General features: G+C 42.3%; 13 protein-coding genes and 1 pseudogene. 11 read left to right on the forward strand and 3 right to left on the reverse strand.

All coding sequences use genetic code 11. From position 1 onward, the window contains the following. Positions 1–338 precede the first annotated feature (338 nt). Both ACFFRD_RS17715 and ACFFRD_RS17720 read left to right on the forward strand, forming a co-directional pair. Positions 339–1,448 carry a sensor histidine kinase gene (locus ACFFRD_RS17715; protein WP_392482551.1) on the forward strand — a complete coding sequence of 370 codons (1,110 nt, stop codon included), beginning with the start codon at positions 339–341 and terminating at the stop codon, positions 1,446–1,448. A gap of 143 nt (positions 1,449–1,591) precedes the next feature. Continuing rightward, a complete protein-coding gene (locus tag ACFFRD_RS17720) occupies positions 1,592–2,266 on the forward strand; it encodes a response regulator transcription factor (protein WP_193948117.1) in 675 nt (224 codons plus the stop codon). A gap of 136 nt (positions 2,267–2,402) precedes the next feature. Here ACFFRD_RS17720 and priA read toward each other — a convergent pair whose 3' ends face one another. Then, on the reverse strand, positions 2,403–5,024 hold the full coding sequence (priA, locus tag ACFFRD_RS17725; RefSeq protein ID WP_392482553.1) for a primosomal protein N': 2,622 nt from the start codon (positions 5,022–5,024) through the stop codon (positions 2,403–2,405). Positions 5,025–5,827: 803 nt separating this feature from the next. Between priA and ACFFRD_RS17730 the strand changes: the two genes are divergently transcribed. After that, positions 5,828–7,000, forward strand: coding sequence for an RpoD/SigA family RNA polymerase sigma factor (locus tag ACFFRD_RS17730; RefSeq protein ID WP_114083591.1), 1,173 nt, complete (start codon positions 5,828–5,830; stop codon positions 6,998–7,000). A gap of 292 nt (positions 7,001–7,292) precedes the next feature. After that, positions 7,293–7,787 carry a GNAT family N-acetyltransferase gene (locus ACFFRD_RS17735; protein WP_392482556.1) on the forward strand — a complete coding sequence of 165 codons (495 nt, stop codon included), beginning with the start codon at positions 7,293–7,295 and terminating at the stop codon, positions 7,785–7,787. A 512-nt stretch (positions 7,788–8,299) separates the two neighbouring features. Here the strand turns inward: ACFFRD_RS17735 and ctpA are convergent. After that, positions 8,300–9,544: a carboxyl-terminal processing protease CtpA gene (ctpA, locus tag ACFFRD_RS17740; RefSeq protein WP_392482558.1), complete on the reverse strand. Its 1,245-nt coding sequence runs from the start codon at positions 9,542–9,544 to the stop codon at positions 8,300–8,302. 506 nt (positions 9,545–10,050) lie between these two features. Here ctpA and petB point away from each other — a divergent pair. From petB to ACFFRD_RS17770, 6 genes are all read left to right on the forward strand, one after another. Then, positions 10,051–10,698, forward strand: a complete 648-nt coding sequence (gene petB, locus ACFFRD_RS17745) for a cytochrome b6 (RefSeq protein WP_012407121.1) — start codon at positions 10,051–10,053, stop codon at positions 10,696–10,698. Between the two features lie 257 nt (positions 10,699–10,955). Then, positions 10,956–11,438, forward strand: coding sequence for a cytochrome b6-f complex subunit IV (gene petD / locus ACFFRD_RS17750; protein ID WP_012407122.1), 483 nt, complete (start codon positions 10,956–10,958; stop codon positions 11,436–11,438). 359 nt (positions 11,439–11,797) lie between these two features. Beyond that, positions 11,798–12,238 carry an anti-sigma regulatory factor gene (locus ACFFRD_RS17755; RefSeq protein WP_041565844.1) on the forward strand — a complete coding sequence of 147 codons (441 nt, stop codon included), beginning with the start codon at positions 11,798–11,800 and terminating at the stop codon, positions 12,236–12,238. Between the two features lie 342 nt (positions 12,239–12,580). Then, positions 12,581–13,570: a GDP-mannose 4,6-dehydratase gene (locus ACFFRD_RS17760; RefSeq protein ID WP_392482560.1), complete on the forward strand. Its 990-nt coding sequence runs from the start codon at positions 12,581–12,583 to the stop codon at positions 13,568–13,570. Between the two features lie 10 nt (positions 13,571–13,580). Next, on the forward strand, positions 13,581–14,762 hold the full coding sequence (locus ACFFRD_RS17765; RefSeq protein ID WP_392482562.1) for a glycosyltransferase family 4 protein: 1,182 nt from the start codon (positions 13,581–13,583) through the stop codon (positions 14,760–14,762). Positions 14,763–14,848: 86 nt separating this feature from the next. Then, positions 14,849–15,220 (forward strand): hypothetical protein, encoded by a 372-nt coding sequence (locus ACFFRD_RS17770; RefSeq protein ID WP_114083596.1) that lies wholly within the window; start codon positions 14,849–14,851, stop codon positions 15,218–15,220. Positions 15,221–15,362: 142 nt separating this feature from the next. Here the strand turns inward: ACFFRD_RS17770 and ACFFRD_RS17775 are convergent. Further along, positions 15,363–15,795, reverse strand: a pseudogene (locus ACFFRD_RS17775) (hypothetical protein). A gap of 466 nt (positions 15,796–16,261) precedes the next feature. On the opposite strand from ACFFRD_RS17775, the gene ACFFRD_RS17780 reads away from it, so the two are divergent. After that, on the forward strand, positions 16,262–16,606 hold the full coding sequence (locus tag ACFFRD_RS17780) for a hypothetical protein (protein ID WP_392482564.1): 345 nt from the start codon (positions 16,262–16,264) through the stop codon (positions 16,604–16,606). Positions 16,607–16,682 lie beyond the last annotated feature (76 nt).

The following is a 16,682-nucleotide window of genomic DNA, read 5'->3' on the forward strand; positions in this document are numbered from 1 at the left end:
TTAATCTTTACTTTTAATTCATCTAATTCGCTAGTTAGTATTATTTGTTTATACAATACATTCTCGAAGTTTGCTACGTTCAAAGAATATAAATATTTAAAAGGATTTTATTAAATAAGTGACGGTATGGAAAGGTTGTTTTAGATACCTTGTCCCTTGTGGACAACTACCCATTCCCTAATCCTCAGTTCCCAGTCCCCTTTTTTGCATCTGGACAATCGTAATTTTCGGGTTAATGCTCAAGTGAATATTTGCAGATATAGATTGCAGATAAATCATAATCGCTGAATTAAATAGTTGTAAAGATTGTAGGATAAAGATTTTTTAGTAAATCAGAAATGATGATATTAAGTCGATTAGTGGCTATGAAAGAAGCTATAAATGAGCGTGGGGAGACTTATGGGCTAATCACTATCGCCTTTGCGATCGTCATAGGCTTAGAATATTTGACACCACCTGAGTACGTATTCGGCTACCTCTACACAGGGACAATTTTGTTAGCAGATTCTCGACTGAATCGGAAAGCAGTATTGGGGATCACTCTGGCAGCTACAGGATTAACATTATTGAATTTGTTTGTCCCAGGAGGAGAAATGATTAATGCCTCAACGTTAGCAAATCGGATGATTGCAGTATTGGCGTTGATGGTAACGGGTTGGTTAAGCGATCGCAACCACCGCAATGAAGAAGCGATCGCTTATACACAAGCACAATTACGCTCCCAAGAACAACTAGCTATCATGCGTGAAGATTTTGTTTCCACCCTAACGCATGATTTGAAAACACCCCTATTAGGAGCAATTGAAACGCTGAAATATTTTCAAAATGAGCAATTTGGTGAAATCACGCCAATGCAAGCAAAAGTCCTCCAAACTATGGCTCGTAGTCACCGGAGTACACTGCAATTAGTCCAAACTCTTTTAGATGTATACCGTAATGATGCTGAAGGGCTGAAATTACAGATATCACCTGTTAACTTGGCAACTGTGGCGGAGGAGGTAATCGCTACCCTGGCTGAACTAGCGAGAACACGTCAGGTTTATATTTCTCTACACTATGGCGAATCAGATTTTCGGAGCTTTCTCTGGGTAAATGGCGATCCTTTGCAACTGGGGCGAGTCTTCACCAATCTCCTGAGTAATGGTATTAACCATACCCCCCGTGGCGGTAAAGTGGAAGTGGTACTTGAAGGTTATTCTAGCGATCAAGTGGTAAAAATACTCGATACTGGTTCCGGCTTTACAGAAGAAGAGTTACCCCACTTATTTGAGAGATTTTATCAAGGACATAGCGATCGCCACGTCTCAGGATCGGGACTAGGGCTTTATTTAACCAGGCAAATTATCGCTGCTCATGGGGGTACAATTTGGGCAGAGAATCGCTCACCACGGGGAGCAATGTTTGGTTTTCGACTCCCAGCTTGTCCACTACCGGGAGTAGGTGAGTAGGGAAGCAGGGGGGCAGGAGGCAGGGAGCAGGGGGAGCAGGGGAGGCAGGGGAAGAAGAACTATTTATTGACCAATGACCAATGAACAATGACAAATGACAAATGACAAATGACAAATGACCAATGACTAATGACCAATGACTAATGACAAAAATCTTACTCGTTGAAGATGATGAATTGTTTCGGCTTGGTCTGCGGATGCGGTTGCAGCAAGAAACTACTTTGGAGATTGTCGCAGAAGCAGAAGATGGGGAACAAGCTGTAGAATTAGCAAATCGCTATCCCCTGGATTTGGTTTTGCTAGATATAGGTTTACCCGGCATTGGTGGGATTGAAGCTTGTCGCCAAATCAAGCAGAAGCACCCAAATTTACCAATTCTCGTTTTAACATCTCGTTCTGAGAAACCTCTGATTTCACGGTTAATTGCAGCCGGGGCCCAAGGTTACTGCCTGAAAGGTATTCCTGCTGAGTCTCTGATCTTGGCAGTGCGATCGGTTGCAGCCGGGGCTTCTTGGTGGGATCAAACGGCAACAACAGAAATTAGGGCAGCTTTTGAGGGCAATTCTACTGCGGTGCTGCCTGCAAAAACTGAGGGAAACCTAGAAAATCCCCTAACGAAGCGCGAGCAAGAAATTTTGGCACTGGTAGCAGCTGGCAAAAGCAATCAAGAAATTGCTGAGATTCTCTACATTGCCCCTGGTACAGTGCGGGTTCATGTTCATGCAATTTTGCAGAAACTAGAAGTACGCGATCGCACTCAAGCCGCAGTCTTAGCGATCCAAAAAGGATTGGTAGCACCAGAATTGTTGATTAACTAGATTTAAATTCAATCTTAAATACGTTTGTAGTAAGGACTTTAGTCCTCAAATATTCAAGCACTGAAGTGCTTACTACAAACCTATCAATGGACTATTTTAGATAAACCAGATTTCTCAATCTTTTAGCCCAAGAAAATCACATAATATTTAATGGGTCTACATCAATTGTCAAACTAACAGACGAAGGACAAAGCGATCGCACTTCTTCCCAATCTGGCAATTGTGGCAATGCATCGGGAGCAAATTTAATCAATATCTGCCAGCGATAACGATTTGCTACGCGTAAAATACTTGCTGGTGCTGGCCCTAATATCTCGAATTCTTCTTCTGTACTCAAGGCTGTGGCAATGATTTGTGCTGTATTTTGCACTTGAATGGGATCGAGACTACTTAAGCGCAACAAAATTAACCGCCCATAAGGGGGATAATTGAGGGCTTGGCGTTGTTCTAATTCAGCCTGCGAGAAAGATTGATAATCGTGCGATCGCACTGCTGCAATTACCTGATGCTCTGTAGTGTAAGTTTGTACAATCACCCTCCCTGGATCGTCTCCTCTACCAGCACGTCCAGCGACTTGAGTCAGAGTTTGAAATGCCCGTTCACTGGCGCGATAATCTGATAAATTTAGCAATCCATCGGCAGCGACAACGCCCACAAGTGTCACCTGTGGTAAATCTAAACCTTTGGTGAGCATTTGTGTACCCACTAATAAATCCGCTTCGCCGTTGGCAAACTGGGTGAGTAAAGTCCGGTGTGAACCTTTGTTACGGGTGGTATCGCTATCAAAACGAATCAAGCGTAACTCTGGGAACTGTCGTGCTAATTCCTGCGTTACTCGCTGAGTACCGCTACCGAAAAATTTCAGGTAAGGGGAACTACAATCGGGGCAGTATTTGGGATGCGATCGCGCATAATTACAATAATGACAGCGCAATAATTCCGGTGCTTTTTCTTCGGTGTGGTGGTACGCCAGTGACACATCACAATGCGGGCATTCCAACACATACCCACAACTGCGGCATGAGACAAAAGTACTGTGTCCCCGACGATGGATAAATAAAATTCCCTGTTGTTTTCTCTCTTGCAACTGTTGCAAAGCTTCTTGCAGCGATCTACTAAATATAGAACGATTTCCCTGCTGCAACTCTTGCCGCATATCGACTATTTCCACAGGCGGTAAAGGGCGAGAATTGATGCGTTCGGGCAAACTTAAATAATGAGTGCTGAGTGATGAGTGCTGAGTGAGGAGTTGGGAGTGAGGAGTTACGAATTCTCCCCCTGCTCCCCTGCTCCCCTGCTCCCCTGCTCCCCTGCTCCCTTGCCTCCCCACGCTTACCCAAGTTTCCAAGGAAGGGGTAGCAGAACCTAACAATAAGGGGCAATTTTCTAATTCGGCTCGCCATTGGGCGACGGTGCGAGCGTGGTAAGTAGGTATGGGTGAGTCTTGTTTAAAGCTGCTGTCGTGTTCTTCATCTAAAATAATTAAACCCAAGTTGGGCAAAGGCGCGAAAACGGCGCTGCGCGTACCAATGACAACTTGAGGTTCTCCTGTGAGCATTTGCCGCCAAGTATCGTAGCGTTCACCGTCGGAGAGGGCGCTGTGATAAACGCTGACTTTATTGCCAAAACGGGCACGAAAACGATCGGTTAGCTGGGGTGTAAGTCCAATTTCTGGTACTAAGACAAGGGCAGATTTGCCTTGCTTGATGAGAGGTGCGATCGCTTGCAAATATACTTCGGTTTTTCCTGAACCTGTCACCCCATGCAATAAAACTTCAGCAAATCCATCTAATGTCTGGATTGTTTTTAAAGCGCTAGCTTGGGCAGCAGTTAAAGATTTAGCCCCATCACCTGCTAATACTGGGCCCTGTTCGGTTCGCAATACTTCCCGTTCTTCAATAACGATGTAACCCTTTTGTGTCAGCGTTTTGAGGATAGAAGAACTAGCATTGCAAATTTGCAGTAATTCATTTTGCCACAACTCCCCATTATGCCGCCGCAGCACTTCCAAAATCTCTCGCTGGCGGGTAGTGAAGTCGCTATCAATTATACCTGTCAGCGTGACTGCTTTTTGTAGCTTTGGTCGAGTCAGCCGTGGCGGTTCTAAATAGCTTTCTACTAAACCGAATCGCAGCAACTCCCGAATTCCCCGATAGGCAGATTTGACTTTTTGTTGAAGGTAGGCGAAACTATAATCCCCCGCAGGCTGCCCTTGCAAAAGTTCCCAAACTTGCCGCGCAGTAGGAGTCAAAAAAGCTAAAGGATCGGAAGATGCTAGCAAATAACTACTTCCCCCTGCCCCCTGCCCCCTGCCCCCTGCTCCCCCTCCTCTAACAAGGCGGATACGGCGCTGCGATCGCCCCAGCAACCCTGGTGGCAGAGCAACCCGGATTACTTGAATCAGAGGCGTATAGTAATATGCAGCAACTCGATTGAGTAATTCCCAATAAGCACTTGGGAAAAATCCAACGCTGACTATATCTTCTACTTCCCGGATTTTTTCTGGTGCTAAATCAACATTTGGTTGTGCCAGTAACCGAATTGCGATCGCTCCTAATTGTTGTGCCCCAAATGGCACGCTCAAAATATCCCCTGGTTTTATTTCTAACTGGGCTGGCAATCGATAAGTAAATAATCCTGTACTTCCTGGACAGTCTACCAGTACTTCAACCCATCTATTAAGAGTTGTACCTGATTGGTACGATTCGCTAGGTTCAGCCACTACTAAAGGAGATAATTTTATGTCATTAATATACATAGCTACTGACTTTATAGTTAAATATTTTCCTCACATAGCTGGTCAAAATTAACCTAGCTAACTAAACTCTAATTTTTTGCTTTCTTAAATTTAAATAGTATTTTTCAATACTGTTATCCTTCATAATACTTGATAAGTTTCCTCTTATGTAATCTACTAGACAAATTCGTATCAACTATACATGCAATAAATATTTGGTACCCACTATATAAATAAAAGCATGTCGGCACTTGCTGCAACAGTTGCTCTATCTACTAAATAGGGAGTAGCCTTTTTCCGCCTATCGATAGATATTCAACCCTTTCTGTATATGAGATGCTTTTATACAAATAAGAACATCCCAAAATTAAGCTGCCATAATTGTAATTTGTATCATTTGGGTAACTTGAAATTGGGAAGGCATAACCCCATCACCAGGTTTTAAATTTATCCAGTGACTTCCAAATACCTAAACAGAAAAATATATATTTAGAAAAATATATGAAAGTTTAAGAAATTTGGATGTTTAGCTGAGATTTTTATGTTTGTTCAGGTTGAGAAAGTTTGAGGGGGTTTGACATATTTGGTAATTAAGAAAAAAATGAAGAATATAATCTGTTAGAAGCCTGAGAAGAAAGTTTTGTTGGGTGCTTAGGTCAGTTACTTTGTAGGTTGTATCTAACTGTAACCCGTAGGTTGTAGGTAGATATAGATTTTTATTCTTGAATAGAAATTAGTAGAAGCTTCTATTCCGACATATAAAGGGGTGCATTCGTCCATTAGGGAAAACTACCAAGCCTCAAACGAGTAGCTGTAACTAAATTATGTACCAAACAAAACAACAATCCCTAAAGGAAACTATGAACATTGTTGAATTGGGAAAAATGGAAATACTGGAGAATGCTGCTGATATTGAAGAACCATCACTCGATAGTTTAGATGCAGTGGCAGATGAAGAGCCTCCGATTGTAGTAGAAAATCTGGAATCAGATGAACGCGATGGAGATGACATGGCGGCGGCCCGCCCTTCGGGATACAATAAAACCGAGCATGATGATGCCGTCGGCGCGTTTTTTAAAGAGATGGCGCGTTATCCGCTTTTAAAAGCTGATGAAGAAGTAGAGTTAGCGCGACGAGTTAGATTTCTAGAGGAAATTAGGGAATTACAAGCTGCTTTAAACTTAAAACTAGGACAGGAACCTACCAAACTAGAAGTAGCTTCCGAGCTAGAAATGACCGAAAAGCAACTAGAAAGTCGCTTGTATCAAGGTAGAGTAGCGAAACGCAAAATGATTCGCTCCAACTTGAGGTTAGTAGTTTCTATTGCCAAACGATATCTAAATCGGGGAGTGCCTTTTCTGGATTTAATTCAGGAAGGAGCAATGGGTTTAAATCGCGCTACAGAAAAGTTTGATCCAGATAAAGGATATAAGTTTTCTACTTATGCCTATTGGTGGATTAGACAAGCGATTACCAGAGCTATAGCTAACGATGCGCGGACAATCCGGCTACCTATTCACATTGTTGAAAAGCTTAACAAACTGAAAAAAGCTCAACGGGAACTAAAGCAAAAACTCTGTCGAAATCCTACCGAAGGTGAAATGGCAGAAGCTTTGGAAATTAGTGTGCAACAACTACGCCAACTACAACAGCTACGCCGTCAAGCACTTTCTCTCAACCACCGTGTCGGTAAAGAAGAAGACACGGAATTGATGGATTTGCTAGAAGATGAAGATAACCTGTCTCCAGAAGCAAAAATGAATGAAAACATGATGCGTCAGGAGATTTGGGAAGTGTTGGGTGATGTGTTAACTCCACGAGAAAAAGATGTGATTTCTCTGCGTTATGGTTTGACAACCAGCGAACCCTGTACCTTAGAAGAAGTTGGCAATATGTTCAATCTTTCCCGTGAGCGAGTGCGCCAAATTCAAAGCAAAGCGATGCGGAAATTACGCCGTCCACACATAGCTAAACGCTTAAAAGGTTGGTTAATTTAGTTACATTCACGAAGATAGAGACGCAATCCCCGTTTGTCACTTTGTTCCCATTCAAAATTCAAAAATAGATATTTAATTTTGAATTTTGAATTTCGAATTACCCGCATGGTTTGACTTATTTAGCTCCAATAATAAATTTAGGGGCTGATATATTTATATTTCTTGAGCTTCGACTACCGTAACTCTCCAAAAACGGGCTTTCTGTGACTTTTTCGGCTTTTGTTTAGTCATTTTTAAAAAAATTGCACAGTTGCCTATAGACTATGGACTATGAACTATAGACTATAGACTAATGACTTCGTGTAGCAATTTGATTTTGCGTTTTGCTGAACCAACTGATTACAGCGTACTTTTTCAATTAATTCAGGGACTTGCTGAGTATGAAAAATTATCTCATGCTGTCACTGGCGATGCTCTGGCACTTAAGGAGCATTTATTTGGTTCGCACAGATATATAGAAGCGATTTTAGCAGAAACTGCTGGTCAAGCTGTTGCTTTTGCCCTATTTTTTCATAATTATTCAACATTTTTGACCAAGCCCGGAATTTATCTGGAAGACTTATTTGTTTTACCAGAATATCGTAGGCAAGGTATTGGTAAAGCTCTTATTTCTAAAGTAGCCCAGATAGCTATAGAACGTGACTGTGGACGGTTAGAGTGGAGTGTGTTGGATTGGAATGAACCAGCTAAAGCATTCTACCGTAGTATAGGAGCATCTATATTAGATGATTGGCGAATTTGCCGTGTCACAAAAGACGCGCTTACGCAGTTAGGGGCTGTCAATTGAAGAAAAATTCAGCTATTCTGAATTCAGTAGTCAGAAGAGGTTGTTGGAAAAGTGTTTTTCTCTAAACTTTAAGCACTTTTAGATCCTCACTAACCCTCTTTAAAAAGGCTATTAATTAACCAGATATTGCTTAACATTTGCTAGCCTGATCATTTATTGACGACTTCGCTTATATCCCCCGGCTGAAGCGCGGGGGCTTTACACATCACGGCTCGTAAATAATACAGGGTTGGGATTAGCGTAGACATGGAGCGGCTTGTCGTCTAGACATCGCTCATCAAATTATTGTGGAAAAACATGGTTGTCAAATTAGCGTCGAGTCCGAACTTGGCAAAGGCACAAATTTAACAATTCATGTAGTACAGCCCCTAATTAGCTTTAGGACTTACACAAAACTTAACTCGGTAGGGGTACTCGCGCAGGGTATTGCCCTTACCTTTAAATCCTAGTTTTGGTTATTGTTTGCGTAAGCCGTAAGCTTAATCAAGAAACCTCTTTTAACTCTTCACCTTTTACACTTTTCCTGCCACAACCAAGTCTTTCTTCAAAAGTTCCACTGCTGCTTGATATTGCAGATCCGCTTCAGTACCAATCTGTTCGCGGTTAATTGGATCTTGGGAAATCACTTTATCTGGCTTAATACCTAGTTTGTTAATATCCCGGTGTTGAGGAGTTTCATACTTAGCAATTGTGACTGCCAACCCCGAACCATCTGATAATTCAAATAAAGATTGAATTAGACCCTTACCAAAAGTGGTTTCGCCTACCAACTGGGCACGACCGTTATCTTGGAGTGCGCCAGCGAGAATTTCGCTAGCACTGGCAGTTCCTTGATTCACCAAAATCACCAGAGGATCGGTCGTCAAGGCTGGGCCAAAGGCTTCGAAACTACCCTGAATGCCTTGTCTATTCACAGTGTAGACAATAGTCCCAGAATCTAACCACTGACGGGCAATTTCAATTCCTGATTGCAATAATCCCCCAGGATTATTTCGTAAATCTAGAATGTAGGCAGCAGCGCCTTTTTTTTCTAGACTAGAAATAGCGTGTGCCAATTCCGTTGAGGCGTTGGCATTGAATTGGGTGAGACGTAGGTAGCCAATAGATGTACCTTCAGTGGAAACACGCAATTCCGAAACCACAGGGTTAAGAGCAATGCGATCGCGCGTTAGTCTAATTTCCGTTTCTGGCTCTCCATCTCGCTCAATGAGGAGAGTAACAAGGCTGCCACTTGGCCCGCGCATTTTAGTCGCAGCTTCATCTAGGGTAAGATTTTTTGTGGGCACGCCTTCAATTTTAAGAATGCGATCGCGTGGTCTAATCCCCGCTTTGTCTGCTGGTGAACCTGCTATAGGAGCCACTACTTCCAACTTCCCAGTCTCAGGATTCAGGACAATTTGCAATCCTACCCCAGTCAGTTCCCCAGAGGTATTGACCTTTAAGCTGCGGTACTGTTCCGGGTCTAAAAAGCGGGTAAAAGGGTCATCGAGGCTCTTGAGCATCTTCCCAATTGCCGCATAACTGGCATTTGAGTCTGTAAGCGGCTTCTCTAGAACCTTTTGCCGCACAGCCGCCCAGTTTTGATGATTAAAAGTCTCATCTAGATAACTACGATTAACAATTCGCCAAACTTCGGAAACCAGCTTTTGTTCCCCCGTTAAAGCCAGCGCAGGCTGGGTCAGCGTACCAAACGCCAACCAAAACGCCATTAACAACGAAAATCCAACCCGAAAGACTTGTTTGTTCATGAACCCCATTATCAATTCCACCTCAACCCAAATTGCCTAGAAATGCTCAGTTGCTCTGTTGTTGATGAAATCTATCTCTCGATTATGTTACTTTTTTTATAGAAGTGGTGCATTTCTCTCATCAAGTTGTTCAGTCAACTGATGCGTTGTATCCACTCACGAAAGGATAAAATCTACTTTGTGTCCACCATTTTCTGTGCAGGGGCGTAAAGAGATCGCAATATATTCCTTCTTTACAGAGTGTAAAGTTTCTGAAGACTCTTAGCACGCTGAAAGCTGACAAGCAAACGAAATAAACTCGTCTTTACTAAAATCCCAAAATTGCTAATTGGGAGAGAAGTCATAAGAGGCGGCTTATGAGAAGTCCATAGACAATTCTGTTGTTACCCTAGCCTGCGGCAACCCCTTGGGCGAACCCGTAGGATGCCGAGGCTTGGAACCATCAGAATTTTAGTCGCCGATTTAGAGCTTCGGGATTTATCAACCGCAACCGACTTTTAGGAACTTGAGATTGTATGGCCAACGTTTACGACTGGTTTGAGGAACGCCTGGAGATTCAGGCACTCGCTGAAGACGTTACTAGTAAGTACGTCCCTCCCCACGTCAACATCTTCTACTGCTTGGGTGGTATTACCCTGGTTTGCTTTCTCATCCAGTTTGCCACTGGATTTGCCATGACGTTCTACTACAGGCCAACAGTCACTGAAGCGTTCTCCTCAGTGGAGTACATCATGAATGAAGTAAACTTCGGTTGGCTAATTCGCTCCATCCATCGCTGGTCTGCCAGCATGATGGTGTTAATGATGATTTTGCACGTCTTCCGGGTTTATCTCACAGGTGGTTTTAAAAAGCCCCGCGAACTGACTTGGGTCAGTGGTGTGATCCTAGCTGTAATTACAGTTTCCTTTGGAGTCACCGGCTATTCCCTACCTTGGGATCAAGTTGGCTACTGGGCTGTAAAAATCGTTAGTGGCGTACCAGAAGCAATTCCTGTAGTTGGCGTTCTGATCTCCGACCTGCTGCGCGGCGGTTCAAGTGTTGGTCAAGCAACACTAACTCGTTACTACAGCGCACACACCTTTGTGCTGCCTTGGTTGATTGCAGTCTTCATGCTGTTTCACTTCTTGATGATCCGCAAGCAAGGCATTTCCGGACCTTTGTAATCTCAATTATTAGCGAAAGGCAAGATTTGTCAGTTTTCAGATGAAGTTGTTTGTTTTAAACTTATGAAACACAATAAATTTAATTGCACATAAGTTCCAAAGATAAACACTTCATCTGAAGTCCAAAGCTGTAAATTCCTTCCAGGCGGATAAACGTAGACAAACAAAACGCCGCTTTTTGCCTGCTAGGTTTGCCTAGTAGCTGATAGCCTTCACAAATGCTTTAATTTAACTTAAGCAGGAGAGCACATTTCAAAATGGCAACACAAAAAAAACCTGACCTGAGCGATCCTCAGTTAAGAGCCAAACTCGCCAAAGGCATGGGTCACAATTACTATGGTGAACCCGCTTGGCCTAATGACTTACTTTATGTCTTTCCAATCGTGATCATGGGTTCCTTCGCTGCAATTGTGGCTCTAGCTGTGCTAGATCCTGCAATGACCGGTGAACCAGCAAATCCTTTTGCCACACCATTGGAAATTTTACCAGAGTGGTACTTGTATCCAGTCTTCCAAATTTTGCGATCGCTTCCTAACAAACTTTTAGGAGTGTTAGCAATGGGTTCTGTACCAGTTGGGCTAATTCTCGTTCCTTTTATTGAGAACGTCAACAAGTTCCAAAACCCCTTCCGTCGTCCAGTTGCAACCACAGTCTTCCTCGTTGGCACTCTTGTCACCGTGTGGCTGGGTATTGGTGCTGCCTTGCCATTGGATAAATCTTTGACCTTGGGACTATTCTAAATTAGTCACTACAAAGTGCTTTGACGCCTGTGAGTTTCAGGAGCATATTACAGATATGTTTTTGGAAGAAATCTACAGGCGTCAATTTTAATAGTTCAGATTGCATTCGGGATCTGGAGTTTTGGATTGAAAAGCTATCCCAAAATCTAAAATCACCAAAATTCATCAAATATAAACATTTTTCACTTAATTAACGTAAGTTGCTAGTTACAACGCTATAAATGCCAAAATCGTTCATGTTTTGTATTTTGGTAGATAAAATATCTCAATTTAGATTTTTCTACATCAGAACAATTTGGCGAATCATGCAAAATTTAATAACTAGCAACTTGGGTTTATTTATATTTAAGTCACAGTTAATGTTTACCATAGTGCAGCAAGACCATCTGAAGGTTAAGAGCGAACTCAGCCTCCTAAACCAGGTGCAAGAATGGTTCGAGCAATTTTGTCTGCAACATCTGTCTCAACTTGGCTGGTCAAAAACTCAACTAGATCGCCTCAATTTAGCATTAGCAGAAGGTTTTACCAACGCTGTTCGTCACGCTCATCATGCTTTACCCCCAGAAACAACCATTGAAATTAACGTTGATCTGTGGATCGATCGCCTAGAGATTAGAATTTGGGATTATGGAAAACCTTTTAATCCTGATGCGATCGCAGAGCCAGCCCCAGGTACTCTACAAGTAGGCGGGTATGGATGGTTCCTCCTCCGGCGGTTGGCAGACCGTGTTGTATACGAACGTGGTGCAGATGGTAGAAATTGCCTTCTCATCGTCAAATACTCTGTAGAAGCACAATAAGAAAAGCGAAGTTAAACCACTTACTTCAAAACAGAAGTATGAACGGAAAAACTCTTTGCTACAAAATGTAGTTACTTGATTGATAAAGTATATTCCTTTTTCAATATGATTTGAATTGGGATAATGTATTTTTTGCGTAAAATTGCTTAGTTATTATGATTTTTTTGTAAAATCTCAAAAATATTTTTGTATAAAAAGAATTAGTGAATACAGTAAAGATAGCATTCGAGTTATATTAGCTCCCTTGTTAAGATTTGTCAGCAGTGTTGAGAGTCGGAATGTTTTTTCTCCCACAACTGCTATTTAGTCCTTAATAGAGATAGAGATAATAGGGGACAGATTATGACTAAAACAGCCCTCATTACAGGAATAACTGGTCAAGATGGCTATTATCTCAGCCATTTGCTCCTCAACCGTGGCTATCGAGTTGTAGGATTAGTACCTCCCCATCGACAACCTAATTTGACAAAGCTGGGAACACTGGCGAATCAGGTAGAAATTTTTACGGTTGACTTGAGGGATAGTGGGGCGCTGTTGACCGCAGTTGAGCAACTACGTCCCCAAGAAATTTACAATTTGGCGGCTCCCAGTTTTGTACCCGACTCTTGGAACGACCCATTAGGAACCCTAGATTTGATCACTGGTACAGCTACCAGACTTTTGGAAGCTGTACGACAGGTTGGTTTGTCTACCAGATTTTATCAAGCCAGCAGTTCGGAAATGTTTGGCGATGTATTTAGTTCGCCTCAAGATGAAGAAACGCCTTTTCGTCCCAAAAATCCCTATGCTGCGGCCAAGATGCACGCCCACTGGACGATGGTGCATCACAGACAGCGCTATGGACTATTTGCCTGTAGTGGAATTTTATATAACCATGAGTCTCCTCTCCGCGCACCTCAGTTTGTAACCCGAAAAGTTTCTTTGGCAGCCGCATCGATTAAATTGGGTTTAACTGACACCTTAGAAATGGGTAATTTAGATGCGAAACGCGATTGGGGCTTTGCGGGAGATTACGTAGAAGCTATGTGGCTCATGTTGCAAGTCGATGAACCAGAAGAATATGTGATTGGCACTGGTAAACTGCACAGTGTTAGAGATTTAGTGGCCACAGCTTTTGAGTCTGTCGGATTGGATTGGACGCGCTATATAGTTTTAAATACCAGTTTATTGAGACAAGATGAGCATTTTCAACTAGTAGCTGACCCCATTAAAGCTAAAAGAAATCTTGGCTGGGAACCCCAAGTAAGCTTTGAGGAACTTTTAGAAAAAATGGTAAAAACAGATTTAGAGCGGTTACAAAGCGGTGCGATCGCGCCCTTAACCCAAGTGTAAATAACCTAATATGAATATCACTAAAGTGACACAAAACCTAAAGGTAGGTGATAAAGTTAACCAAAAAACTAACCATGTCTTCGTATTTTTAGAAATTTTTGCCCACGAAGGTGGTATTCAATCATATATAAAAGATATTTTCCGTGCCTATTTGGGATTAAGCCAAGCTTACAAGGCGGAAGTTTTTTTGCTGCGAGATAGCCCTGATCGGTTAAATCTGTTTGAAGACAAGAACTTAAAATTTCATTACTTTAAAAATCAGTCTCCTCATTTGGGGAGATTGCAAATGGCAGCAGCTTTACTCAAGTGTCTTTTGCAAAACCGTCCGCAGCAAGTTTTCTGCGGTCATATTAACTTAGCAGTATTAATCCAAACTCTTTGCCAGCCCTTGGGGATTCCTTACACCGTGCTAACTTACGGCAAAGAAGTCTGGGAACCTTTAAAAAATCAAGAACGTCGCGCCCTGACATCAGCAGATAAAATTTGGACAATTAGCCGTTACAGCCGCGATCGCGCTTGTCTTGCCAATGGTCTAAACCCCAAAATGGTAGAGATGATGCCTTGTGCAATTGATGGGGATAAATTTACTCCTGGTTCCAAGCAGCCAGAATTCGTTCAGAAATATGGCTTAACTGATTCTAAGGTGTTAATGACAGTAGCACGCTTATGGTCAGGGGATATTTACAAGGGTGTAGATGTCACAATTCGGGCATTACCACAAATTGCTGAGGTTTTCCCACAAGTGAAATATTTAGTAATTGGTCGCGGTGATGACCAACCACGATTAGCGCAACTTGCAAAAGATTTGGGTGTGAGCGATCGCGTCGTCTTTGCGGGTTTTGTTGCTACAGAAGAATTAATGGAACATTACCGCCTTGCTGATGCCTATATCATGCCTTCGCAAGAAGGCTTTGGCATTGTTTATCTAGAAGCAATGGCTTGTGGAGTACCTGTTTTATCCGGTGATGACGATGGCTCGGCTGACCCCTTGCAGGATGGTAAACTAGGATGGCGAGTACCCCACCGCAATCCTGATGCTGTAGCAGCAGCTTGTATAGAAATGCTTCAAGGGGATGACCAACGATGTGATGGACAGTGGCTGCGAGAACAGGCGATCGCTCTGTTTGGCATAGATGCCTTCCAACAGCACTTGCAAAAAATGCTTCTATCCTCAGTCATCAAGTCAAAATGACCAATGACAAATGACCAATGACAAATGACAAATAACAAATGACTAAAATCGCTATCCTAGAAGGAGAGCAGGACGACGTTTAAAAAATGAGCTTTAAGTCATTTCAATTGAATCTTTTAAATCTCCGGCCTTGGCTCACCCTGCTGGCAGTTTTTTGGTTGCTAGCATCACTGGGCTTGGGTTGGTTGGTTAATTCGTTGCTAATTATTGTCGGGTTGCTGTTTTTAGCACCCATTGTGGCTTTTTTTGGCTTTCGTTGGTGGCTGCAACGCAACTTGGTTGCCGATCAGTGTCCCGTCTGTAGATATGAATTTACGGGTTTAAATAACAGTCAATTACAGTGTCCTAATTGTGGGGAGTCGCTTTTAGTACAAGATAGTCATTTTCAGCGCTTCACACCAGAAGGCACAATTGATGTCACTGCTGTCGAAGTTCCAGCCAAATCACTTGAAGATTAGTCATTGGTCATTAGTCACTTGTACTGAGCCTATCGCTAAAGCGAAAGCTCCGCTAACGCGCAGCGTCTCCGTTAGGAGAAGCCGTTGGCGCAGCCTCTCGTAGAGAAGTATTGGTTATTAGTAAAAGACAAATGACTAATGACTATTTGTTTTGTTGTGAGATTGAGAGGGTGTAGTTAAACTGCTGCTGGGATAGTTCGCCCACATGCACCGTGTATCTTCCTGCTTGCCAGTAACCAGGAAGCTCTGCCTTGCCTCCAGAGGAACTATCTGCCATTACACAAAAACGTCCCCCTGGCCCGTCGATCAACAGTGTTGGCTTCCCTTGACTTTCTACTGTTAATCGTAAATAAGGTAGTGACTCTGTAACCTGAATAACTTGACTAGGTTTCAGTAGTAATATTGCCACAATTACTTTTGACAGTTCCCCCAGACTTTCCGTTCAAAACCAGTGGATCTGGCTGGAAATTGCGATTTATTTGGACATTTGGTGTCTGTGCCAAATTAGCCTCAGTAAAAACCAAGCTCATCACCAAAGATATGGGAAGAATTGCAAGTAGCCGAAGCGTTTTCATTTTAATTAATGCTCCAGATTTTTTAGAGCAATTATTGTTATACAGTCTAATTTAATTGACGATATCAATTTATCTTGGTTCCAAAAGCTGCCGTATAACCTAATACCATTAAATTAAAAATTGTTTGTGAAGATGGGATGTAGAGATGTCGCCAAGTAAAGACTCTACATTTATCCTGCAAATTAACTCATATATCATGATGGCTGGCGATCGCTTCTCTACTAAAATATTTAACCACCAGTAGAATAGGCATTCGCCCAAAAAGTCTTATTTTTTACATTTTAAGAATGTAAAATTACTGGGAAAATTAAATAAATTACCAGACAATAACAAAAAAACATAATTTTTACCTGTCAGAAAGGTATTGCACACACAGACATTAGCTAAAATCACTAAGACAACCACCAAAAATAGAATTTAGTTGGTCTGTTGTCCAATAAGTGTGCTAACTGAGGTAGATAAATTTATGAATCCTCAACCAGAAGAAGACTTACAGCGTCGCCTCGATAAGTTAGAGGCAGAGATTAATTCCGCACCTGGAGCGGTTACTCAACCACAAGGACAAAAACAGATGCCTCAGTCTGTTTTTGCCAACTTGGGCTTGCAACTGGAGCGATTTAAGATTTGGTTCAACGGCTTATCTGGGACAAAAAAGCTGGTAGTTTCGGGTGTGACGGTACTAGTAGGCTTGGCGATGCTCCAAGCAGTGTTTAAATTAGTTGCATCTGTAATAACTCTGGCACTTTTGGCAGCGTTAGTGTATGTTGGATACAAATTTTTTGTGTCTAGTAGCTTTCAACGTAAGCAATAAGTTGATATGCAATTACTTGGCAATCTGCCCGGAGTTATGAGAGTCAGGAGTCATAATACAAAAGGCTCATGACTCT

It is taken from the genome of Nostoc sp. C110 (assembly GCF_043099725.1).
Taxonomy (GTDB): Bacteria; Cyanobacteriota; Cyanobacteriia; order Cyanobacteriales; family Nostocaceae; genus Nostoc; species Nostoc muscorum_A.

Bases quoted from the DNA above. Each gene is read 5' to 3' on its own strand.
- ACFFRD_RS17780 (WP_392482564.1), top strand. From the start codon at position 16,262: ATGAATCCTCAACCAGAAGAAGACTTACAGCGTCGCCTCGATAAGTTA.
- ACFFRD_RS17735 (WP_392482556.1), top strand. From the start codon at position 7,293: ATGACTTCGTGTAGCAATTTGATTTTGCGTTTTGCTGAACCAACTGAT.
- priA (WP_392482553.1), bottom strand. From the start codon at position 5,024: ATGTATATTAATGACATAAAATTATCTCCTTTAGTAGTGGCTGAACCT.
- ACFFRD_RS17755 (WP_041565844.1), top strand. From the start codon at position 11,798: ATGTTTACCATAGTGCAGCAAGACCATCTGAAGGTTAAGAGCGAACTC.
- petB (WP_012407121.1), top strand. From the start codon at position 10,051: ATGGCCAACGTTTACGACTGGTTTGAGGAACGCCTGGAGATTCAGGCA.
- ACFFRD_RS17765 (WP_392482562.1), top strand. From the start codon at position 13,581: ATGAATATCACTAAAGTGACACAAAACCTAAAGGTAGGTGATAAAGTT.
- ACFFRD_RS17770 (WP_114083596.1), top strand. From the start codon at position 14,849: ATGAGCTTTAAGTCATTTCAATTGAATCTTTTAAATCTCCGGCCTTGG.
- ACFFRD_RS17715 (WP_392482551.1), top strand. From the start codon at position 339: ATGATGATATTAAGTCGATTAGTGGCTATGAAAGAAGCTATAAATGAG.
- ACFFRD_RS17720 (WP_193948117.1), top strand. From the start codon at position 1,592: ATGACAAAAATCTTACTCGTTGAAGATGATGAATTGTTTCGGCTTGGT.
- petD (WP_012407122.1), top strand. From the start codon at position 10,956: ATGGCAACACAAAAAAAACCTGACCTGAGCGATCCTCAGTTAAGAGCC.
- ACFFRD_RS17730 (WP_114083591.1), top strand. From the start codon at position 5,828: ATGTACCAAACAAAACAACAATCCCTAAAGGAAACTATGAACATTGTT.
- ACFFRD_RS17760 (WP_392482560.1), top strand. From the start codon at position 12,581: ATGACTAAAACAGCCCTCATTACAGGAATAACTGGTCAAGATGGCTAT.
- ctpA (WP_392482558.1), bottom strand. From the start codon at position 9,544: ATGGGGTTCATGAACAAACAAGTCTTTCGGGTTGGATTTTCGTTGTTA.